Here is a 19,766-nt window from a genome sequence, read left to right as displayed (position 1 = left end):
GTTCCACCGCGGCCCATTCAACCGGCAGGCTTCCGGTGGCGAAAAGCTGCCCCCTGCTTCCGCTTGTCCCGCCTTCTCCGCAGCCGGTTACCTGGAAGGCATGTCGACGATCATGACGACGCCCGTCCGGCCGGTCGTCCGGGCCGAGGAGCGACGGGAGATCCGGGTCGCCGTGTACGCCGGCGACCCGCTCGTTCGAGCGGGCCTGCGTAGCGCGCTCGGCGCCGGCCAAGGCATCGCGTTGCGGGACGACCCGGGATCGGCCGACGTCCTCGTCGCGGTCGCGGGGAACGAACCGCACCGGATCCCGGCCGGGCCGGCCCGGCTGGTGCTGGTCGCCGACGAGCCCAACCAGGCCGAACTGTGGGCCGCGGTGGAACGCGGGCTCGCCGTCGTCGTCGCGCGTTCCGAGGCGACCCCGGCGAGGCTGTTGCGCGCGGTTTTCGACGCCCACGCCGGCCGAGGCGATCTGCCCGCCGACCAGCTCGGCAGCCTTCTTCGCGGGATTTCGCGGCTGCACAAGGAAGTTCTGGAGCCACGCGAACTCACGCTCAGCGGCCTGTCGCCCCGCGAAACCGAAGTGCTCCGGCTGCTCGCGGAGGGTTACGACACCGGTGAGATCGCCCGGCGGGTGGCCTACTCCGACCGGACCGTGAAGAACATCCTCCACGGACTGCTCAGCCGGTTCGGTCTGCGCAACCGCACGCACGTCGTGGCGTACGCGCTCCGTGAAGGCCTCATCTGACGCGCGCTCTCAGATGACTCCCTCGCGTATCGCGTAGGCCACCGCGTGCGACCGGTTCCGCAGGCGCAGCCGGTCGGTGACGGCGTAGATGACGTTCTTCACCGTTCGCTCCGAATAGGAGAGTTCGGCGGCGATCTCCTGAGTGCCGAACCCGTCGGCCATCAGGCGCAGGACGTCGATCTCACGCGAGGAAAGACCGGCACCGGCGGGCTCGCTCGGCTCGAGTATCTCCCGATGGAGCCGCTCCGCGTGCTCGGCCAGCCTGGCGAGCAAATCGGACGGCTGGCTCACCCTGCCCGACGCGGCGAGACGGACGCTGTCGGCGACCCGGTTGTCGGTCGCCGCCGACCTCGGGAGGATGGCGACCACTCGGCATTCGACCGCGACCGCGAGCCCGCCTTTTTCGATCCCGTCGGTCACCAGCACGATCGGTCTGCCGAAGGCGGCGGCGGCGCCACGCAATTCGGTGATCGCGTCGGGCGAAAGCCGGTCGAACGCGGCGACGACGACCTCGGTTTCGCCCCGCGCCCGGCCGTCGATCACCTTCACCGACGCCCGCGCCTCCAGAAGGTCGGCCATTCCGGCCTTCGTGATGGGGTCGAGCGCGCAGACGCTCACCCGGACCGCTTGCCCGCGTTCCTCTCCTGCCGGTGACGGCCGGAAGGGATTCGTGTCCACTGTGGATCCTCGATTGTCAAGAGCCGCCAGGACAGAAAGCCTTGCCCGTTTACTCGAGCGGGCTTCTTGTACGGTGGTACCGGGTAGCGACCTACCTCGGTGACCCCCACACCGACGGTGGGTCGCTCCCGTTTTTGTTGCGACTACTGGCATTCTCGTCCGCGGGGAAAGTCGCGGCAACGGATTCGGCCGGGTCCTGGTTGCCCCGCCAGCGGAGAATGGCCGAATGGGCACTTCCGTCTCCGCTGAATTCTCCTTGAATCGTTCGGCGTACTACTGGCCAAGCGAAGTGGCGTAGGAACCATCTCGGTCCAGAGCTGAAGCGGCCCCGTCCAGGCGTCGACCAAGCCGTCGATTCCCCTTCGATCGACCTGAAGATGCCGAAGAAGGATCTACCAGCAAGGCTCTGAGCTGCGCAAACGCCACTTTGGCACCATTTGGCACCAAATAGCACTTGCGATGGCGCCAACGTGGTGCCATGATGACATCATGGACTTGACGCCCTTTGTGGACAACGTGCGCCGGGAACTCGCCGTCGCCGCCGAGGCGGGTGGAGCCGAGGCGAGCGCCCTCGCCGAACGACTGACCGCGCCGCTCGCGTCGGCCATCCGTCTCGCGCTGCTGGACGCGTTGTCCGCCGCGTCGGACGAGATCACGCGGGACCTCGCGCCCGGTTCGGTCGAGGTCCGGCTGCGTGCCGGGGAAGCCAGCTTCGCCGTCACGGTTCCCACGGTCGAGGCGGCCGGGCCCGTCGCGGCTTCGGCGCCCGAACCCCCGGAGCCTGCGCTGCCGGACGAAGAGGGAGCGACGGCCCGGATCAACTTCCGGCTGCCGGAGCAGCTCAAGGCACGCGTCGAAGAGGCCGCGGCCGCGCAAGGCCGTTCGGTCAACGCGTGGCTCGTGCGTGCCGCGTCCGCCGCACTGCGGCCGTCGGAGCCCGCAGGCCGGGCCGCCCCGGCGAACGGCGGTCATCGCGTCGCGCAGCGCTACACCGGCTGGGTCCACTAGCGCTTATCTGACCAGCACAAACACCGATCACCACACCTTTGAGGGGACAACCATGCCTACTTTCGCCACCCCGGAACCCATTCTCGTGGACGTCGACCCCGTCGTCGGCGACGTTCGGATCGTCGCCGGGGACCGAGCCGACACGGTCGTCGAGGTCGCTCCGTCCGACAAGAACGACGCCTCCGACGTCCAGGCCGCGGCGCGGACCGTCGTCGAGTTCTCCGGCGGCACGTTGTCGGTCCAGGCGCCGAAAATGCGCCTGTTCGACTTCTCCAAGCGGACCAGGTCGGTCGACGTGACCATCGAACTGCCCGCCGGCTCGCGGGTGCAGGGGAAGACCGGTCTCGGCGACCTCCGCGCGACCGGGCGGCTCGGCGACTGCCGCTTCAAGTCCGGCGCCGGGAGCGTCCAGCTCGACCACGTCGGCGAGCTGAACTTGAACACCGCGGCCGGGAACATCATCGTCGAGCACGTCGAGGGCAACGCCGAGATCAGCACGAGCTCCGGCCGGGTGCACGTCGGCGCGATCACGGGCACCGGCGTGGTCAAGAACTCCAACGGCGCCACCACGATCGGGACGGTGGGCGACACGCTCCGCGTCCGCGCCGCCAACGGCGACATCACCGTCGACCGGGCCGAGGACGGGGTGGAAGCGAAGACCGCCAACGGTTCGGTCCGCGTGCTCGACGCCGCGAGGGGCACGCTCACCCTCGAGACCGCCTTGGGGGACATCGAGGTCGGCATCCGCCAGGGCACCGCGGCCTGGCTCGACGTGAACACCAACTTCGGCCGCGTGGTCAACGACATGGACTCCGCCGCCGAACCCGGCGCCACGACCGACAAGCTCGAAGTGCATGCCAGCACCTCCCTCGGCGACATCACCGTCCACCGTTCCTGACTCACCAGTCCTTAAACACCAGGGAATCCCCATGAGACACCCGGCCATTTCCGCGACCGGACTGCGTAAGTCCTACGGCGACAAGGTCGTACTGGACGGCATCGACCTGCATGTCCCGCCCGGCACCGTCTTCTCGTTGCTCGGTCCCAACGGCGCGGGCAAGACCACCACGGTCAACATCCTGTCCACTTTGGTCAGTCCGGACGCCGGAGGCGCGACCGTCGCCGGCGCCGACCTGGCCACCGATCCGGACAGGGTCCGCGCCGCCATCGGTCTCACCGGCCAGTTCTCCGCGGTCGACAATCTCCTCACCGGTGAGGAGAACCTGTTCCTCATGGCGGATCTGCATCATCTGCCGCGCCGGGAGGGGCGCAAGCGCGCCGCCGAACTGCTGGAACGGTTCGAACTGGCCGATGCCGCGAAGAAGACACCGGCCACCTTTTCGGGTGGAATGCGCCGCAAACTCGATCTGGCGATGACGCTGATCGGCGACCCCGAGGTCATCTTCCTCGACGAGCCGACCACCGGTCTCGATCCGCGCAGCCGCCGCACGATGTGGCAGATCATCCGGGACCTCGTCGCCGGCGGGGTCACGATCTTCCTCACCACGCAGTACCTGGAGGAGGCCGACCAGCTCGCCGACCGGGTCGCCGTGCTCGACGGCGGCCGGGTCGTCGCGCTGGGCACCCCCGACGAACTGAAGCGTCGCGTGCCCGGCGGGCACATGCAGCTGAAATTCCCCGACGCGGTCTCGTTACGGGACGCGACCCGCGCGCTTCAAATGTCCACTTCGGACGAAGAGACCCTGGCGCTCCGCGTGCCGACCGACGGCACCGTCGCCGCCGTCCGCGCGGTGCTGGACCGGCTGGACGCCGAAGCCGTCGCGGTCGACAGCCTCACCGTGCACACCCCGGACCTCGACGACGTGTTCCTCAGCCTCACCGGTCACCGGACCGAAGCGACCAAGGAGATGGCCCGATGAGCACCCTTGCCCTGTCGATGCGTGACTCGGCGACCATGCTGCGCCGCAACATCCGGCATATGCAACGGTATCCGTCGCTCACCCTGATGCTGGTCGGCCAGCCGATCGTGTTCCTGCTGCTGTTCGTCTACGTCTTCGGCGGCACCCTCGGGAACGGGCTCGGCGGCGCGGGCGGCCGCGCCGAGTACGTCGGCTACGTCACGCCCGCCATCCTGCTCATCACCGTGTGCAGTGCCGCCCTCGGCACCGCCATCTCCGTCGCGACGGACATGACCGAGGGCATCATCGCCCGGTTCCGCACCATGGCGATCAGCAAGGCCTCCGTGCTGACCGGCCACGTCGTCGGCGCGTTCATCCAGACGGCGTTCGCGCTCGCCGTCGTGTTCGGAGTCGCGTTGCTCGTCGGCTTCTCACCGACGGCCGGCGTCGGCGAGTGGTTCGCGACCGTCGGCGTGCTGGCGCTGCTGACCATCGCTCTCACCTGGCTGTCGGTGGCGCTCGGGCTGGCCGCCAAGAGCGTCGAGACGGCGAGCAACACCCCGATGGTCTTCATGTTGCTTCCCTTCCTGGGCAGCGGTTTCGTGCCCACCGACTCGATGCCCGCCTGGCTGCGCTGGTTCGCCGAGTACCAGCCGTTCACCCCGGTCATCGAAACGATCCGAGGCCTGCTGCTCGGTACCCCGATCGGCAACAGCGGCTGGCTCGCGGTCGGCTGGTGCGCCGTGCTCTCGATCGTCGGGTACCTGTGGTCGAAGTCGTTGTTCGCCAAGGAACGCGACCGGTGACCCCGGATCGGCGCGGCTGGGGGTCGTGCTGATCGCCTTCACGGACATGGGGACGAGCTGGTCGAGGCGGGTCTGGACAATTGGGGCCTCACGGTCCGTCGCCGATGTCCTGAAGGCCCCCTTCAGGACGCCAGCCCCTCTCGCTCACTCATGCCCGACCCCATCGCAAGTAGAGGACTAATTGCGGTGGGGGGGTGCGGTATGGGCCGCTGCTCGGGAGCGGCCGGTGACCGTGTCGCGAAAGCCACTTTCGGGACATCAGACGTCGCGAAAGTGGCTTTCGCGACACCCGGGATGGCTGGCGTGACCCTCGCGGTTCGGAGGCAACCGAAAAAGCCCCCCAGCGGGGTAGTCGTCTCCGACCTGGGACGGACGTCCTCGCGGGGGTGACGCCTCTAGCCTGATACCGAGAAAACCTTTTGATATCAGGGAGTTCGGGTTGCCAAGGAAAACAGCCATCGCGGTGGCGCTGCTCATCGCCGGGGCGTTGCTGCCGGCGACACCCGCCGTCGCGGTCCCGTCGGTCACCTGGCACGGGTGCGCGACCGGCCCCGGAGACGGCCTGGGCGCGGAGCTGGACAAGGCCGGTGCGCAGTGCGGCGACGTCGTGGTGCCGGTCGACCACCGCCGTCCGCGGGGGCGCGAGATCACCCTCGCGCTGGCCCGCATGAAGGCCACCGATCCGGCACGCCGGATCGGCACGCTGATGCTCAATCCGGGCGGGCCGGGTGGTCCGGCCAGAGAACTGGTGCTGGCCGGGGCGCTCATGCCGGAGATCGCGGCCCGGTACGACCTCGTCGGAATGGATCCCCGGTTCGTCGGACGCAGTTCGCCGCTGAGTTGCGACTGGAAGACCGACACGTTCGCCCGCTCGGCAGGGCCGGACCTCAGGACGTTCGGCGAAAGCGTGGCGTTCGCGAAGGAGCTGGCGCGCGGCTGCTCCGGCAACGACCACGAGTTGCTGCGCGCCGCGTCGACCCGCGACACCGCCAGGGACATGGACGTCGTGCGTGCCGCGCTCGGTGAACGGAAGATTTCGTACCTCGGCGCGTCGTACGGAACCTACCTCGGCGCGGTGTACCTCCAGATGTTCGGTCCGCGGGCCGACCGGTTCGTCCTCGATTCGTCCGTGGATCCCGGGGCGTTCGGACCGGGTCTGCTCCGCCCGACCGCCCCGGCGCTCGACGCGGCGTTGCGGAACTGGGCGAGAACCGCCGTGGGGCAAGGGCTTGGCGAGACCTCGGACGAGGTCCTGGCGACCGTGCGGGACGTCGCGCGGTCTGCCGAACGACGGCCGTTGCGTGTCGGTCAGTACACAGTGGACGGTCACACGGCACCGTATCTGTTCTTCGCGAACCTCTATGACGATCGACCCGCTTCGCAAGCCGAGTTCGTCGGCATCATGCGGACACTGAGGGACGCCGCGGCAGGCCGGCACGTCACGCCTTCACCCGCATTGGCCGCGTTCCTCGACGGCTTGACGACCGGATCCGGTGCCGCGACCGACCGGGCCGGGACACCGGTCGTCTGCGCCGATCGCGCGGCTTCCCGCGACCCGGCGACGTACTACCGCGACATCCAGGACCATCGGGCCGCCGAGCCGCTCTTCGGCCCGCTGTCCCGCAACATCACGCCGTGCGCGTTCTGGCCGGTGGCGCCCGCCGAACCCGCCACCCGGATCCACAACACCTCGCCGGCGCTGCTCCTCGGCTCGACCGGCGACCCCGCGACGCCCTACGCGGGGCAACTCGCCATGCGCGGGGCGCTCGCCGGTTCCCGGCTGGTGACCGTGGCGGGAGCGTTCCGGCACGCCGTGTTCCTGAAGGGAGACGGGTGCGTCGACGCGGCGGTGCGGGACTACCTGCTGAGCGGTGAGCTCCCGGCGGACCGGACCTGCCGCTGAGCTCAGGAGGCCGGGACCCCGCAGGCGAGATCGGGTCGCGGTCGGGCGCCGGTGACCAGGAAATCCGTCGCGAGGTCGTTGGCGCACTTGTTGTCCTTGAACAGGTAGGCCAGATGCCCGCCCTGATCCACGGTGACCATCCTGGCGCGGTCGCCGAAGGCCTCACGCAGCTTGCGGGCGCCCGCAAGCGGCGTCGCCGGGTCGCGGAGGTTCTGCACGATCAGCACGTTCGACGGGCCGCGATCGGTGATCTTCACCGGCGGTTCGACCGGCTCGGACGGCCAGAACGCGCACGGCGTGATGTCCGCGGCCGCCGCGCCGAACAACGGATGCCGGAACCGGTCGATCGCCACGTTGCGCCGGTAGGTCCCGACGTCCTCGGGCCAGTCGGAGTCGTTGCAGATCACGTGCAGCTGGCTGGCGATGTAGTTGTCCGGCGGGTACACGGAATCTGCGGACGGCCGCCCGGTGGAAGCGGGCTGCGGCACGGGTTTCCCGGTGTCGAGCGCGCGCCAGGTCTCGGCCAGCTTCGGCAGGCTCTTGTCGTAGTAGAGATCGGCGAACGTGACGTGGCGGAACACCTGGCCGTTGTAGCCGTCCGGGCTCGGTGTCCTGTCCAGCCGCCCGGCGAGTTCGAAGTACTTCGCGGTCACCTGCGCGGGTGTCCGGCCCAGCCCGTATTCGGGCCTCGCGGCGGCGAACTTCGCGAAGTCCGGGAAGCGGTCTTCGACGCCCCGCCCGAACAACCGCGAGAAGGAGGCGTCCCAGCCGCCGGGGCCGGTCGCGCTGTCGATCAGGAACCGGTCACTGCGCTCGGGGAACAACGAGGTGTACACCGAACCGAGATAGGTACCGTACGAGATGCCGAAGTAGTTGACCTTCTTCTCGCCCAGTGCCTCGCGGACCCGGTCCAGGTCGCGGGCGGTGTTGGCGGTGGTGATGTGCGGCAGGAGCGGCGCCGTGGCCGACGAGCCGCATTTCGCCGCGACGGCGGCGACGCGCTGGGCCTCGCTCGTGACGTCGGCGGAGTTCCGGGCGTACCTCGGGATGTTGGTCGGATGCTCCTCGAGCGTCAGTCCGCAGGTCACCGGGGTGCTGTTGTGGACACCGCGGGGGTCCATCCCGATCACGTCGTAGCTGTCCAGCACTTCCTGCGGGATGTTCAGCTTCTTGAGAGTGGCCGGATAGGCCAGCCCTTCACCGCCGGGACCGCCGGTGTTGGTCATCAGCACACCGCGGCGCTTCTCCGGTTTGGCGCTGGCCAGGCGCGAGATCGCGATCTCGATAGTCTTCCCGCCGGGGTCGCGGTAGTCCAGCGGGACGTCGAGGGTGCCGCACTCCAGCCCGAGACCGGCCGCTTCCGCCGGGCACGGCCCCCATTTCGGCGGAGGCGACGCCGCGGCCACCGCGGGGGTCGCCGCGGTCACCAAGACGGCCGCGACAACGGGAATCAAGGCTTTACGCATGGGTTTTCCTCCTCGGATCGACGAACGGAAGTCCACTTCGGACGGTCACCGGCGCGGTTCCCAGCGGAAGAGCCGGGAGGCCAGCACCACGGCGACGACGACCCAGGCCAGGGTCGGGGCGAGCAGGAGCAGCGATTCGGAGACGGCGACGCCGCCGTTCCAGGCGTTGACGACGAGTTCGGTGGCCGAACCACCCGGCAGCAGGCGCTTGAGCAAGGTGAGTTCGCCGGTGCCCGAGATACCGACCCAGGAGGCGACCGCGATGACGCCGAGGGTCACCGGCAGTATGGTGACCTGGGCGTGCTCGGGGGAGTTGGTCAGGCCGGCGGTGGCGAGGCCGAGGCCGATCATCATGGCGACGGTGGCGAGCACGGCCAGCACCAGCAGGCCGATATCGGCGGGCGTACCGGTGACGACGGCCAGCACGATCAGGATCACGGCCACCTGGACGAGCGCGATGGCGGTGACCGGCAGCACCAGGCCGGTCAGGATGGCGACGTCACCGGCGGCGGTGGAGCGCAGCCGCTTGAGGAACAGGTTTTGGCGGCGAGACGCCAACGTGGTCACCGCGCTGGTGTAGAGGCCGAAGGCGCATACGGTGAACATCACGATCGCCGCGATGTAACCGAGACTGCCGATCTTCGCGAAGGTCTCGTGCTGGTAGACGAAGAACGCGCAGATCGCGATGGGCATCACGAAACTGGTGATCAGGACCGAGCGGTTCCGGAAGATCTGGATCAGCTCGCTACGGGCTATCGAAAGCATGACCGGTTTCCTTTGCGGAAAGTGAAGTGGCTAGTCGTTGTCGATGGCGCGGAACACATCGTCGAGCCGGGTCGGTCCCGCCTCCAGGTCCCGCAGTTCGACCGCGTTGTCCTGCGCCCACCGCAGCAGGGTGTGCAGGTCCTTCTGCAGGAGATGAGTCTCGATGACGAACTTCCCGTCGTGCTCCCGCTTGCCCGGCAACGGCAGCGCCGGAGCCGGGGACGGGAGGCCGAACCGGATCACGGCGGGCAGTGTCCGCGTCAGTTCGGCGACCGTGCCCTCCTGGTGGAAGGTTCCCCGGTGCATCAGGCCGATGCGGTCGGCGCGCTGCTGGGCTTCTTCCAGGTAATGCGTGGTGAGCACGATCGTCGAGCCGTCCTCGCGTAATTTGTCGACCGCGTCCCACAGCGCGTCCCGCGACTGGATGTCCAGACCGGTCGTCGGCTCGTCCAGGAACACCAGCTCGGGCGTGCCGTACACCGCGGTCGCGAAGTCCAGCCGCCGCTTCTCGCCGCCGGAAAGCTGGGACACCTTCGTGGTCGCCTTGCGCGTCAGATCCACGATGCCGAGCACCCGTTCGAGCCGGTCCGTGCGCCGGGTCAGCGCCCCGATCAGGCGGATGGATTCCTTCACCGTCAGATCCGGCGAGAAACCGCTCTCCTGCAACATGATGCCCATCTTGGGCCGCACGGTGGCGCGGTCTCGCGGGCTCTTCCCCAGGACCCGGACCGTGCCGGACGTCGGAGTCCGGTGCCCTTCGAGGGTTTCCAGGGTGGAGGTCTTGCCTGCCCCGTTCGTGCCGAGCAGGGCGTAGAACTCGCCTCGCCCGACCTGGAAGGACAGATCCTTCACGGCGTGGAAGTCGCCGTACTTCAGGTTCAGGCGGTCAACGTCGATCGCTGGTGTCGAAGTCATGCCTTGAAGCACAACGGCTCGGGCGCTTCCCGGCCAGTGCGGTCACGTCATGATCCGCCCATGACATTCGTCGGGGTGCACCCATGACGCGGTGTCACTGTCGCTCGCCGCCCCGGAGGAACGATACTGGGTCCATGTCTGATGTGGACACCGAGCCGGCGCGGGGAAAGCTGCGCAAGCTCAATCTCACCATGTTCCTCCCGTTGTTCATCGTCGGCGGGGTGGTCGCGGTGGTGTCGGACGCGCGGACGTGGTGGCACGTGGTCGTCCTGAGCGCGGGCGTGCTGGCGGCCATGGTCGCCTTCGTGCGGTGGACGTCGGGCGAGGTGCTGCGGGTCGCGATCCCGTGCCTGGTCGTCACGGCCCTCGTGTGGCCGTTTTCCGTGCTGCTGGTCGGCGGCGGTTCGGCGTTCTTCGGAATCCTTCTCGTGGGCTCCTTCGTCGTTCCCCAGCTTCCCCGCCACCGGGTGGCGGCCTCGATCACGTTCGTCGTGTACATCGCGGCGGTGGGCGCGGCGAGGCTGCTGGTCTCCCCCGAAGACGTGTCCGAAGAGCTGGTCGAGTTCGTCTTCGTCCCGGCCGCGATCACCGCCATCGTGCTCGGGCTCATGTTCCCCAACAAGCGGTTCTACGACGTCGTCAAAGAGCTTGAGGAGTCGCGGGAGCGGGAGGCGGAATCGGCCGTGATCCGGGAACGCGTCCGGTTCGCGAGCGATCTGCACGACATCCAGGGCCATACGCTGCACGTGGTGAAGCTGAAGACCGCCCTGGCCAGGAAGCTGGTGGACATCGACGCCGAGCGGGCGAAGCAGGAACTGGGGGAGATCCACGCGCTCGTGGCCGACACAATCACCCAGACGAAGGAACTCGCCTACGCGCAGCGGCGGCTCAACCTTTCCGCCGAACTGGAGAACGCCAGGAACCTCTTCGAAGCCGCGGGCATCCGCGTGCGCATCAACCGGGAGGGTGACGTCGATCCGGACGCGGGCAGGGTGCTCGGCCAGGTTCTCCGTGAGACCACGACCAACATCCTGCGCCACGCGCAGGCGACCCGGGTGCGGATCACGCTGTCGGAGTGGAGTATCACCATCGCCAACGACGGTGCCCAGCGAGCGCCGCTGCCCGAACTCCGAGGGTTGGCCGCGCTCGAACAACGCGTCGTCGCGGATGGCGGTGAACTGACGGTCGAACAGGAGGACGGGCAGTTCGTGACGGCCGCCTCCTTTCCGGCCCGGGAGGAATCATGACCACGGTGGTGCTCGCCGACGACGAGGCCCTGCTGCGCAAGGCGATGGCCGCGCTGCTCCCGCTCGAAGGCGAGATCACCGTCCTCGCCGAAGCGGAGAACGGCGAGGAGGCCGTCGAGGCCACGCTGCGGCACGAGCCCGACGTCCTCGTCATCGACCTCGAAATGCCCGGGGTGGACGGGCTCGGCGCGGTCGCCGAAATCCGCCGTACCCGGCCGGACCAGGTCATCCTCATGCTGACCCGGCACGCGAAACCCGGGGTGCTCCGCAAAGCCCTCAAACTCGGCGTCCAGGGTTTCGTGAGCAAGGCGGCCGAGCCTTCGCACATCACGTTCGTCATCACCGCCCTGCACCAGGGCAAACGCTGGATCGACCCGGACGTCTCGGCGCTCGCCGTCGTCGACGACTGTCCCCTCACCGAGCGTGAACTCGAGGTCCTGCGGGTGACCGGCGAGGGGTACTCCGTCGCCGAGATCGCCGCTCAGCTCCACCTCGCGCAGGGCACGGTGCGCAACTACCTGTCCAACGCCATGCAGAAGACGCAGACCCAGACCCGGCACGAGGCGGCGAGGTACGCCCGCGAGCACGACTGGCTCTAACGCCGGACGTGGGCGCGTTCGCCCTGCGGTCCGAAAAGGACCAGGGTCTCGACGGCGCGACCGTCGGCCGAGCCGAGCCAATGCGGCAGCGCGGTGTCGAATTCGGCGGCCTCGCCGGGCGGCAGGACCATGTCCCGGTCGCCGACCACCAGCCGCAGCCGTCCATTGAGGACATACACCCATTCGTAGCCGCCGTGGGTCTGCGGAGTGGGCTCCGCCGGTTCCGGGCGGCTGGGGATGAGCATCTTGAACGCCTGCACCCCGCCGGCGCGGCGGGTGAGCGGCAGGAAGGTCATGCCGTGCCGGTGGATCGGCTCCAGATGGATCCGCGGGTCGCCGGTCCGAGGGGCGCCGACGAGGTCGTCGAGCGGTACGCCGTGCACGCGGGCCAGCGGCAGCAGTAGTTCCAAGGTGGGCTTCCGTCCGCCGCTTTCCAGCCGTGACAAGGTGCTTTCCGAGATCCCGGTCGCCGCCGACAATTCGGCAAGGGTCAGCCCACGGTGTTTGCGCAAGGCGCGTAACCGGGGGCCCACCGCGTCCAGTACCTCGTCCGTCTCGTCCGCCATGCCGTCGATCTTGCCAGGTCGGCAAGTTTCCGTGCGGATTCGCGTTCGCCGAGGCGAGAGTGGTCCGGAACAGACCATGCGAGGTGAAGATGAACGCTCCGGACCGTGCCACGGAATTCTGGGACGAACTCTACGAAAAGCGCGCCGCCGGAACGCCGACGGTGAACCCGCGACTGGCCGAGATCGCCGGCCCGCTGACCCCGGGCTCCGTGCTCGACCTCGGCTGCGGCGGCGGGGGAGACGCGTTGTGGCTGGCCGCCCGAGGCTGGCGGGTGACCGCCGTCGACATCTCGGGAGCCGCGGTGCGCTCGCTCCGGGAACGGGGTGAGCCGATCACGGCTCTCCGCCTCGATCTCGCCGAGGATTTCCCCTTCGGCGACTTCGACCTGGTGTCCGCGCAGTACTTCCACACACCGTTCGAACTGGACCGGGCCCGTGTGCTGAGGACCGCCGCGAAATCGCTGAACCCGGGCGGACGGCTGGTCGTCGTCGATCACGGATCTTCCGCGCCGTGGTCGTGGAGCCAGGGCACTCAGTTCCCCACGCCTCTCGAAGTTGCGGCTGAGCTGGCCCTCGACCCGGTGACGTGGTCCATCGACCGTGCGGAGGCCGGGGAACGGCGCGCCACCGGCCCCGGAGGCCAGACCGCGACCGTCCTCGACCACGTCCTGGTGGTCCGGCGGATTTCGGAGGCAGGGCGATGAGGCGGAAACGCGACGCCGGGCCGCCGTCGACAGGAGCCGGTGAGAAGGACGTGCTCGCCGGTTTCCTCGACTACCTGCGTGCCGCCGTCGCGGCCAAGGCCGAAGGGGCGCCGGACGACCGGGCCCGGGCCCCCGGCGTGCCCTCCGGCACGAATCTGCTCGGCCTGGTCAAACACCTGACCCACGTGGAACGCCACTGGCTGCTCGGCCACGACGTCACCGACTGGAAAGCGACGTTCCATCCCGCCCCGGACGACACGACGGCGTCGCTTCTCGCCGCGTACCGGGAAACCATCGCCGAAGCGAACGACGAAATCGCGTCCTGGGACGACCTCGCCGAAGCGGGCCCCCGCCGGGGTTCGCGGCGCTGGACGCTGACTCATCTGATCGAGGAAACCGCGCGGCACGCGGGACACGTCGACATCCTGCGCGAGCTGATCGACGGCGCGACCGGGCGCTGAAAGGGAGACAACCATGCTTCACCGAGTCGCCGCACTACTCGCGGCCCTCGTCCTCGTGACGGCCTGCGGTTCGCCGCCGGCGGCCCCGCCCTACGAGAACATCACCCGCGGCGACGCGAGTTTCGCGCACCAGTTCCGCCATGAGTTCGCCGACGTCGAGGGCGTGAAGATGCACTACGTCACCGGTGGCAAGGGAGCCCCGCTCGTCCTGGTGCACGGCTGGCCGCAGACCTGGTACGGCTGGCACCGCGTCATGCCCGCGCTGGCCGAACACTTCACGGTGTACGCACTCGATCTCCCCGGCCTCGGCGACAGTACCGGCGCACCACCCGGCTACGACAAGGCCACCCTCGCCCGCTATGTGCACGGCCTCGTCGCCGGACGCCTCGACCTGCGCGACGTCCGGATCGCAGGCCACGATCTCGGTGCCGCGGTCGCCTTCCAGTACGCGGCGCAGTTCCCCGGCGAACTCACGCACCTCGCCTATCTCGACCTCCCGCTGCCGGGCCCCGCGCTCGACGCGACGGCCTACCGGAACCTGAGCTGGCACATCGCCTTCCATTCGCAGAAAACGGTTCCCGAAGCCGTCGTCGGTGACGACGTCCGCGAGTACCTTTCCCTGTTTTATCCTCAAGTCGCGTACTCGGGAACGGCTTTCGGCGGGCCGGGCGCGCCATCGCCTTTCGACGAGGCGGAAATCGGTGAATACGCCCGGACCTACAGCAGGCCCGAGGTCCTGCACGGCGGTTTCGAGCTCTATCGCACACTCGGCCAGGACGCGACCGCGAACGTCGGTGCGAAACCCATCAGTACCCCGACGTTGCTGATGACCGCCGAAGGACTCCTCGAACCACAAAAAGCGACGTTGGCGCCCCGCGTCGCGAACCTCGCCCGCGCGGTCGAGGTACCCCGGGCGGGGCACTGGCTCGCCGAGGAGAACCCGGAGTTCGTGAGCGCCGAGTTGGTCAGGTTTCTGAAGTCGTGAGCGCGCGAACACCCTGACCGATTCTCGCCGGATCCGCTATCTTCGGACCATGGGGGAGAAAGCGAGCGCCCGGGACGCGGGGCAGCGGCTGGCGGATTCGGTGAACAAGGTGTCGGTCGGCCGGGTGTACGACTACCTGCTCGGCGGGGTGCACAACTACGCCGTCGATCAGCAATTCGCCGAGGAACAGCTGCGGCTGATCCCGTCGATGCGGGATTTCGCGCGGGCCAACAGGGCGTTTCTCGGTCGCGCCGTGCGCTACATGGTCGATCAGGGCATCCGGCAATTCGTGGACATCGGTTCCGGTCTGCCGACGCAGGGCAACGTGCACGAAGTCGCCGAGGAGGCCGCGCCGGGCGAATGCCGGGTCGTCTACATCGACAACGAACCGATCGCGCAGGCCCACGCCGAGATCCTGCTGGAGCAGACCGCCGACCCGGCCCGGCACACCGCGCTGGACGGCGATTTCCACGACGGACCACGATTGTGGAAGCAGGTGATCGACACCGGGCTGATCGATCCCGATCAGCCGATCGGCCTGCTGGCCGTGGCATTGCTGCATTTCATGCCCGGCGAAACCGCCCCGCACGCGACTTTCGGCGGCTATCTGGAGCGGTTGCCGTCCGGCAGCCTCGTGGCGCTCTCGCATATCCACGTCCCGGCCGAGGACACGGCGCTGCGAGAACGATCGGCGGGTGTCATCGATTCCTATCGCCGCCGGACCAACAGTGCCGTCACGCTTCGGGGGCGGGAGGAGATCGCCGCGTTCTTCACCGGACTGCGGCTGGTCGAGCCCGGCCTGGTGTGGTTGCCGCAATGGCGGCCCGACGGCGAATCACCCGACCTGGACGGTTTGGTGGGATCCCGTGGTTTGGCGGGCGTCGCTCGTAAGCCTTGACCGGGTTTCGCAGATGGCCCGGGCTTGTTCAGGAAGAACGCGGGAGTCCGGCGAAGGACGGCCCGATGCCGGGGAGCGACCGCCGCTCCCCGGCATGACGCGTCAGGACCGGGTCAGCGTGACCCCGTAGTTGTTCGCCGCGTCCACGACGGGCTGGTAGTAGGAGTACGAGCCGGTGGCGTTGGAGCCCTGGTTGTAGCCGCAGTCGTGCCCGTCGTTCGGGCCGCCGGAGGTCATGCCCTGCGCGGTGTTGCCTGCGATGTAGGCACCGCCGCTGTCGCCGCCTTCGGTGCAGACCGTGGACTTGGCCAGGCCGCTGGTGGCGACGCTTTCCCCGCTGTAGCGCACGGTCTGGTTGTAAGCGGTGATCTTGCCGCAGGTCCAGCCGGTGGTGTTGCCCGCCTTGCACAGCGTGGTGCCGACCGGCGCCTTCGAGCTGCCGGTGATCCGCACCGTGGTGCCCTTGCGGGTGTCCACGTAGCCGCGGCCGGTGTCCTCGTCGTCGATGTCCATCAGGCCCATGTCGACCGACGGGAACTCGGTGGCGACACCCTGGCCGATGTGGACGCCGTTGCGGTTGAGGATGTCCGGGTTGCCTTCGACGCAGTGCCCGGCGGTGAGCAGCACGTTGTCGCCGTCACTGGTGGTGCCGGGGAAACCGAGGGAGCAGTTGGTGCCGGGGTCGAGGTCCATGATCTGGCCGGGGATGACGTCGGCCTGCGTGGTGTTGCCGTTGGCGACGCCGGTCCGGACGGTCACACCGGACAGCGCCGAAAGCCGCCGGAGCAGGGCGCGGTCGGCGCCCGGCTGCACGGTGACGACGACCTGGTCGGCGGCGAGTTCCGGACCCCAGGACTGCACCTGGGTGACCTCGGCGCCGAGCACGGTGCCGACGGTGGCGGACAGCGCGTCCAGCGCTTTCTCACCGCGGGCGCCGGTGCGCGGCGTCAGCCCGGCGGAGCGGAGGGCTTGGGCGGACCCGGCGTCGGCGGCGTTCACCACGAGGGCGCCGGTGTCGTCGAAGTACGCGCCGTCGGTGTGGAGGCCACGGGTTCTGATGCTCTCCAGCGACGAGATCAGGGTCTTCTCGTGGTCCAGCTTCTGCGCGGCCTGAAGGGGGCTGACCCCGAGCTGGGACGCGAGGGTCTCGAGCATCGTCTGGTCGTAGGAGGCGGCCGGAGCGGCGGTCGCCGGGACGGCGAGGGCGCCTATTCCGGCGCAGACGCTCAGCAGAGTGAGCATGACGGGTCCGCGAATTCGCATGCGAATTTCCTTCGATAAGGAGGGAATGACGAACCGCCGGAATATGTTCGGAAAATAGCAGGGACCGGGCGGTTCATCTCGACGCGACGAACAGTACGAGCGGCCGACTATAGCGCCGTAGCGCCGAAAGTAGGTTCCGCCGGGGCACTCCTACTTTCGTAGGCGTAAAACGAGAATTGCCCGCGTAGTGCGCGAAAGTGTCATTGTCACAAAAGTGTCAGGAATTCCGCGAGCCGAGGTAGGCGTCCAGTGCGGCGGCGCCGGAGAGCAGGGCGCGGCCCCTTGCCGAGAGCCGGGCGTGCCAGTCGTGCAGCGTCGTCTCGAGCGGCACGACGCCTCCGGCCGAGCGGACCTGCTCGATCAGCGGCGCGATCCGCTCCAGGAGATAGCCGCCACGCCGGAGCTGATGGGTCAGCTTGGCGTCGCGCACGTCGGCCGCGCTGTAGACGCGGTAGCCCGTCCGCGCGTCGCGTTCGGGCCGGAGAAGGCCGGCGCGTTCCCATTTGCGCAGGGTGGCGGGCCGGACGCCGAGTTTCCGGGCCAGCGGCCCGACGAACAGCTCGCCCCGTTCCTGCGGCACGGGCTCGAGGTCGCGGAGCGCGGCCGCGACCGCTTGGAGGGTGCGGCGGTCGTCGAGTAGCCGGGCGTGGCTCTCGTCGATGAGCCGGAGCGCCTCCTCGATCGCGTCCCGGTTGACCGCGGCCATGATCGACGACGCCGTCGCGTGACCGTGCCCCGGCACGAGGGCGAGAAACGCGCGCAGGGCTTGTGCGTGCAGCGGGGTGTAGGCGCGATATCCGTGCGGGCCGCGTTCGGCGGCGGGGAGGATGCCGTCCGCCTCGTAGTTGCGGACAGCCTGAGTGGACAGACCGTGCTCACGCGCGAGATCGACCGGCCTGAGCCGCTCACTGGTTTGAAGGTTTCGGCCCACTGTCCTGCCACTGTCGCTCTGAAGTGCCAACCGGTGGTTCAACGATACAGTCGAGAGAATGACAGCGGACCTCATGATCGGCCTCGACCTGTCTGAACTCCGGGCGGTCACGGCCTTCTCCGTGGCCTGCGCGGAGCCCGCCCTGGCGATCTTCGAGCGTGAGTGCCCGGATGACGGGCGCCCGCGGGCCGCGCTCGACGAGGCACGCCGGTTCACGGCCGGGGGCAAGCGGACGAAGGCCTTGCGGGTGACCGCGCTGGACGCGCACCGGGCGGCGCGGGCCGCCCGGGAAAGCGGTCGTGAAGCCGCGTTCGACGCGGCCCGCGCCGCCGGTCACGCGGGAGCCTCCGCGTATCTGCACCCGCTGGCGAAAGCGACCCAGGTCCCGCACATCCTCGGGGCCGCCGCCAACGCGGCCCGTGCCTTCGAACTCGACGCCGGTGACGATCCCGCCGTCGGCGCCGGCTACATCGAGAAGGTGGCCGGGCTCGCCGGTCCCGTCGTGGTGGACGTCCTGAAGCGCTATCCGGACGCCCCGGCCGGTGGTCGCCGGGCGGGGGAATTGCTACGGATGCTGGACGACTTGTTGCGACGCTGATGCGGCATCGGGGACACCACGGGGCAAGGTGACCGCGGCCACCCGCCACCTTTGCCTTGTTTCTCACCAATCGCGGGAGGAATCCGCCCGGCGTTCGTAGCGTGCACGGGCTCGGTGATAGGCCGTGCCGAGCAGTTCGCGAGTGATCGCCCTGGTCCGCGACGCCGGGTTCACCACCGCCAGCCAGCCCGCGGTCCCGTAGACGGGATGGGCGAGCACGGTGTCGGCCACGCCGGGATCGACGTCGGTCTCGGCCGCTTCCCGAGGCGTACGGCCGAGCCGCCGGATGAACTCGTCCTTCCCGGCGTGGATGTTCACGCGGAAGGTGTCCGCCCGGTCCAGGCGGGAGGCCTCGTCGCCGGGGTAGTTCTTGGTCACGACCGTCGCGAAGGGCTGAACGTTCGTCGGAACGACCCCGTCGGGTGAGTAGTAGAAGAACGCGTCGCCCCAGCTGAGTTCGGGCCAGTCGTCGCCGGGTGCCGGGGTGAGGGCCAGGACGCCGTCGAGGCCGGACACGAAACGGATGATCTCGTCGATGGTCATGTGCTCAAGCGTCACATTAAAGTGCTTATGGAGGGTTCGAGCCTGTTTTCGATGGAGTGAAGGTGCCAAGTCTCAAATCAGCCGGAATGCGCACCGCGGAGATCGCGCGGCGGTCGGGGTATTCCGTCCAGCAGGTGCGCAACCTCGAACGCGACGGCGTGCTCCCGGCGGCGGCGCGGACGGCCGCGGGGTACCGGAGCTACGAGGAGATCCATCTCCGCTCCGCGCTGGCCTACCGCGCGCTCGCCGCCGGGGTGGGGCCGGTCGAGGCCAAGAAGATCGTCCGGGCCTTTCACCGCGACCCGTTCGCCGAGGCGCTCGCACTCCTCGACGCCGCCCACGCCGGGCTCGACGCCGAGCGTGCGGATCTGCGGGAGGCCAGGAAAGCCGTCCGGGTGATCTCCCGCGAACCGATCGGGGACGTGCGGGGCTCGGACTCGATGGGCGTCTCCGAACTCGCGTCGGCGCTCGGGCTGCGGCCGTCGACGTTGCGGCACTGGGACGCGGAACGGCTCGTCGTCCCCGGCCGTGATCAGCGGGGGACGCGGCGGTACACGCCGTCCCAGGTGCGGGACGCGCGGATCGTGCATCAGCTGCGGCTGGCCGGGTACCGTGTGGAGCCTCTCCGTGCGCTGATGCCGGAGTTGCGGCGATCCCGGCGGCTGGAGGACGTCGCCTCCGCGCTCGCCGTCCGGGACGCTGCCATCACTGCCCGCTCGCGGGCGCTTTTCGACGCTACCGCAACACTTTCGCTGATCGCCTAGTGCCGCGTGATCCTTCAGGTCTGATCACGTGATCGCCGTCTGATCACGCGAGATCGCTGTCT

The 19,766-nt window shown here is 69.0% G+C and carries 22 protein-coding genes; 14 read left to right on the top strand and 8 right to left on the bottom strand.

Annotated elements, in window-relative coordinates; genetic code table 11:
• Window positions 1-100 precede the first annotated feature (100 nt).
• Window positions 101-745 (top strand): helix-turn-helix transcriptional regulator, encoded by a 645-nt coding sequence (locus BS329_RS08385; RefSeq protein ID WP_076157585.1) that lies wholly within the window; start codon window positions 101-103, stop codon window positions 743-745.
• Window positions 746-754: 9 nt separating this feature from the next.
• Here the strand turns inward: BS329_RS08385 and BS329_RS08380 are convergent, their stop codons facing one another.
• Entirely contained in the window at window positions 755-1,324 is a 570-nt protein-coding gene (locus BS329_RS08380) for a helix-turn-helix transcriptional regulator (protein ID WP_076158178.1), read from the bottom strand.
• Window positions 1,325-1,912: 588 nt separating this feature from the next.
• Between BS329_RS08380 and BS329_RS08375 the strand changes: the two genes are divergently transcribed.
• From BS329_RS08375 to BS329_RS08355, 5 genes are all read left to right on the top strand, one after another.
• The gene (locus tag BS329_RS08375) at window positions 1,913-2,431 is read left to right on the top strand and encodes a toxin-antitoxin system HicB family antitoxin (RefSeq protein ID WP_244197067.1); all 519 of its coding nucleotides are present in this window, start codon (window positions 1,913-1,915) and stop codon (window positions 2,429-2,431) included.
• A 52-nt stretch (window positions 2,432-2,483) separates the two neighbouring features.
• Window positions 2,484-3,329, top strand: a complete 846-nt coding sequence (locus BS329_RS08370; protein WP_076157580.1) for a DUF4097 family beta strand repeat-containing protein — start codon at window positions 2,484-2,486, stop codon at window positions 3,327-3,329.
• A gap of 31 nt (window positions 3,330-3,360) precedes the next feature.
• Window positions 3,361-4,311 carry an ATP-binding cassette domain-containing protein gene (locus tag BS329_RS08365; protein ID WP_076157579.1) on the top strand — a complete coding sequence of 317 codons (951 nt, stop codon included), beginning with the start codon at window positions 3,361-3,363 and terminating at the stop codon, window positions 4,309-4,311.
• A complete protein-coding gene (locus BS329_RS08360) occupies window positions 4,308-5,096 on the top strand; it encodes an ABC transporter permease (protein WP_076157578.1) in 789 nt (262 codons plus the stop codon). Before BS329_RS08365 ends, BS329_RS08360 begins: the two co-directional genes overlap by 4 nt.
• Window positions 5,097-5,535: 439 nt before the next feature.
• On the top strand, window positions 5,536-6,999 hold the full coding sequence (locus BS329_RS08355) for an alpha/beta hydrolase (RefSeq protein WP_244197066.1): 1,464 nt from the start codon (window positions 5,536-5,538) through the stop codon (window positions 6,997-6,999).
• A gap of 2 nt (window positions 7,000-7,001) precedes the next feature.
• Here BS329_RS08355 and BS329_RS08350 read toward each other — a convergent pair whose 3' ends face one another.
• Genes BS329_RS08350 through BS329_RS08340 form a run of 3 tightly spaced genes read right to left on the bottom strand, consistent with a single transcriptional unit; the run spans window position 7,002 to window position 10,145 of the window.
• On the bottom strand, window positions 7,002-8,465 hold the full coding sequence (locus BS329_RS08350; RefSeq protein ID WP_076157573.1) for an alpha/beta hydrolase: 1,464 nt from the start codon (window positions 8,463-8,465) through the stop codon (window positions 7,002-7,004).
• Between the two features lie 45 nt (window positions 8,466-8,510).
• Window positions 8,511-9,230 carry an ABC transporter permease gene (locus BS329_RS08345; RefSeq protein ID WP_076157570.1) on the bottom strand — a complete coding sequence of 240 codons (720 nt, stop codon included), beginning with the start codon at window positions 9,228-9,230 and terminating at the stop codon, window positions 8,511-8,513.
• Between the two features lie 30 nt (window positions 9,231-9,260).
• Complete coding sequence (locus BS329_RS08340) at window positions 9,261-10,145, bottom strand: ABC transporter ATP-binding protein (RefSeq protein ID WP_076157567.1); 885 nt, start codon at window positions 10,143-10,145, stop codon at window positions 9,261-9,263.
• Window positions 10,146-10,288: 143 nt separating this feature from the next.
• On the opposite strand from BS329_RS08340, the gene BS329_RS08335 reads away from it, so the two are divergent.
• Together BS329_RS08335 and BS329_RS08330 are read left to right on the top strand one after the other, a co-directional pair.
• On the top strand, window positions 10,289-11,392 hold the full coding sequence (locus BS329_RS08335; protein WP_076157565.1) for a sensor histidine kinase: 1,104 nt from the start codon (window positions 10,289-10,291) through the stop codon (window positions 11,390-11,392).
• A complete protein-coding gene (locus BS329_RS08330) occupies window positions 11,389-11,991 on the top strand; it encodes a response regulator transcription factor (RefSeq protein ID WP_076157562.1) in 603 nt (200 codons plus the stop codon). Before BS329_RS08335 ends, BS329_RS08330 begins: the two co-directional genes overlap by 4 nt.
• Here BS329_RS08330 and BS329_RS08325 read toward each other — a convergent pair.
• Window positions 11,988-12,557: a helix-turn-helix domain-containing protein gene (locus BS329_RS08325; RefSeq protein WP_076157559.1), complete on the bottom strand. Its 570-nt coding sequence runs from the start codon at window positions 12,555-12,557 to the stop codon at window positions 11,988-11,990. The genes BS329_RS08330 and BS329_RS08325 overlap by 4 nt on opposite strands.
• 89 nt (window positions 12,558-12,646) lie before the next feature.
• Here BS329_RS08325 and BS329_RS08320 point away from each other — a divergent pair, with 89 nt between their 5' ends.
• Genes BS329_RS08320 through BS329_RS08305 form a run of 4 tightly spaced genes read left to right on the top strand, consistent with a single transcriptional unit; the run spans window position 12,647 to window position 15,605 of the window.
• Window positions 12,647-13,261 (top strand): class I SAM-dependent methyltransferase, encoded by a 615-nt coding sequence (locus BS329_RS08320; RefSeq protein WP_076158176.1) that lies wholly within the window; start codon window positions 12,647-12,649, stop codon window positions 13,259-13,261.
• Entirely contained in the window at window positions 13,258-13,722 is a 465-nt protein-coding gene (locus tag BS329_RS08315; protein WP_076157556.1) for a DinB family protein, read from the top strand. Before BS329_RS08320 ends, BS329_RS08315 begins: the two co-directional genes overlap by 4 nt.
• Window positions 13,723-13,735: 13 nt before the next feature.
• Complete coding sequence (locus tag BS329_RS08310) at window positions 13,736-14,707, top strand: alpha/beta fold hydrolase (protein WP_076157553.1); 972 nt, start codon at window positions 13,736-13,738, stop codon at window positions 14,705-14,707.
• A gap of 49 nt (window positions 14,708-14,756) precedes the next feature.
• Window positions 14,757-15,605 (top strand): SAM-dependent methyltransferase, encoded by an 849-nt coding sequence (locus tag BS329_RS08305; RefSeq protein WP_076157550.1) that lies wholly within the window; start codon window positions 14,757-14,759, stop codon window positions 15,603-15,605.
• Between the two features lie 102 nt (window positions 15,606-15,707).
• Here BS329_RS08305 and BS329_RS08300 read toward each other — a convergent pair whose 3' ends face one another.
• Together BS329_RS08300 and BS329_RS08295 are read right to left on the bottom strand one after the other, a co-directional pair.
• Window positions 15,708-16,868 carry a S1 family peptidase gene (locus BS329_RS08300; protein ID WP_076157547.1) on the bottom strand — a complete coding sequence of 387 codons (1,161 nt, stop codon included), beginning with the start codon at window positions 16,866-16,868 and terminating at the stop codon, window positions 15,708-15,710.
• A 217-nt stretch (window positions 16,869-17,085) separates the two neighbouring features.
• A complete protein-coding gene (locus BS329_RS08295; RefSeq protein WP_076157544.1) occupies window positions 17,086-17,799 on the bottom strand; it encodes a TioE family transcriptional regulator in 714 nt (237 codons plus the stop codon).
• A 58-nt stretch (window positions 17,800-17,857) separates the two neighbouring features.
• Here BS329_RS08295 and BS329_RS08290 point away from each other — a divergent pair, with 58 nt between their 5' ends.
• Complete coding sequence (locus tag BS329_RS08290; RefSeq protein WP_076157541.1) at window positions 17,858-18,397, top strand: putative immunity protein; 540 nt, start codon at window positions 17,858-17,860, stop codon at window positions 18,395-18,397.
• Between the two features lie 63 nt (window positions 18,398-18,460).
• On the opposite strand, the gene BS329_RS08285 is transcribed toward BS329_RS08290, so the two are convergent.
• Window positions 18,461-18,940 carry a DUF6194 family protein gene (locus tag BS329_RS08285; protein ID WP_076158173.1) on the bottom strand — a complete coding sequence of 160 codons (480 nt, stop codon included), beginning with the start codon at window positions 18,938-18,940 and terminating at the stop codon, window positions 18,461-18,463.
• A 62-nt stretch (window positions 18,941-19,002) separates the two neighbouring features.
• On the opposite strand from BS329_RS08285, the gene BS329_RS08280 reads away from it, so the two are divergent.
• Entirely contained in the window at window positions 19,003-19,704 is a 702-nt protein-coding gene (locus BS329_RS08280; protein ID WP_167479994.1) for a MerR family transcriptional regulator, read from the top strand.
• The last annotated feature ends 62 nt before the right edge of the window (window positions 19,705-19,766 follow it).

Origin of the sequence: Amycolatopsis coloradensis, from assembly GCF_001953865.1 — a bacterium.
Lineage (GTDB): Bacteria > Actinomycetota > Actinomycetes > Mycobacteriales > Pseudonocardiaceae > Amycolatopsis > Amycolatopsis coloradensis.
The sequence above is the reverse complement of the archived record's forward strand: the minus strand, read 5'-3'. Positions and strand labels throughout refer to the sequence as shown.

What these genes read in the sequence shown, in the direction of transcription:
- BS329_RS08375 (WP_244197067.1), top strand. Translation starts at nt 1,913, where the DNA reads ATGGACTTGACGCCCTTTGTGGACAACGTGCGCCGGGAACTCGCCGTC.
- BS329_RS08300 (WP_076157547.1), bottom strand. Translation starts at nt 16,868, where the DNA reads ATGCGAATTCGCGGACCCGTCATGCTCACTCTGCTGAGCGTCTGCGCC.
- BS329_RS08320 (WP_076158176.1), top strand. Translation starts at nt 12,647, where the DNA reads ATGAACGCTCCGGACCGTGCCACGGAATTCTGGGACGAACTCTACGAA.
- BS329_RS08385 (WP_076157585.1), top strand. Translation starts at nt 101, where the DNA reads ATGTCGACGATCATGACGACGCCCGTCCGGCCGGTCGTCCGGGCCGAG.
- BS329_RS08350 (WP_076157573.1), bottom strand. Translation starts at nt 8,465, where the DNA reads ATGCGTAAAGCCTTGATTCCCGTTGTCGCGGCCGTCTTGGTGACCGCG.
- BS329_RS08370 (WP_076157580.1), top strand. Translation starts at nt 2,484, where the DNA reads ATGCCTACTTTCGCCACCCCGGAACCCATTCTCGTGGACGTCGACCCC.
- BS329_RS08285 (WP_076158173.1), bottom strand. Translation starts at nt 18,940, where the DNA reads ATGACCATCGACGAGATCATCCGTTTCGTGTCCGGCCTCGACGGCGTC.
- BS329_RS08340 (WP_076157567.1), bottom strand. Translation starts at nt 10,145, where the DNA reads ATGACTTCGACACCAGCGATCGACGTTGACCGCCTGAACCTGAAGTAC.
- BS329_RS08330 (WP_076157562.1), top strand. Translation starts at nt 11,389, where the DNA reads ATGACCACGGTGGTGCTCGCCGACGACGAGGCCCTGCTGCGCAAGGCG.
- BS329_RS08365 (WP_076157579.1), top strand. Translation starts at nt 3,361, where the DNA reads ATGAGACACCCGGCCATTTCCGCGACCGGACTGCGTAAGTCCTACGGC.
- BS329_RS08380 (WP_076158178.1), bottom strand. Translation starts at nt 1,324, where the DNA reads ATGGCCGACCTTCTGGAGGCGCGGGCGTCGGTGAAGGTGATCGACGGC.
- BS329_RS08310 (WP_076157553.1), top strand. Translation starts at nt 13,736, where the DNA reads ATGCTTCACCGAGTCGCCGCACTACTCGCGGCCCTCGTCCTCGTGACG.
- BS329_RS08345 (WP_076157570.1), bottom strand. Translation starts at nt 9,230, where the DNA reads ATGCTTTCGATAGCCCGTAGCGAGCTGATCCAGATCTTCCGGAACCGC.
- BS329_RS08360 (WP_076157578.1), top strand. Translation starts at nt 4,308, where the DNA reads ATGAGCACCCTTGCCCTGTCGATGCGTGACTCGGCGACCATGCTGCGC.
- BS329_RS08305 (WP_076157550.1), top strand. Translation starts at nt 14,757, where the DNA reads ATGGGGGAGAAAGCGAGCGCCCGGGACGCGGGGCAGCGGCTGGCGGAT.
- BS329_RS08325 (WP_076157559.1), bottom strand. Translation starts at nt 12,557, where the DNA reads ATGGCGGACGAGACGGACGAGGTACTGGACGCGGTGGGCCCCCGGTTA.
- BS329_RS08290 (WP_076157541.1), top strand. Translation starts at nt 17,858, where the DNA reads ATGACAGCGGACCTCATGATCGGCCTCGACCTGTCTGAACTCCGGGCG.
- BS329_RS08315 (WP_076157556.1), top strand. Translation starts at nt 13,258, where the DNA reads ATGAGGCGGAAACGCGACGCCGGGCCGCCGTCGACAGGAGCCGGTGAG.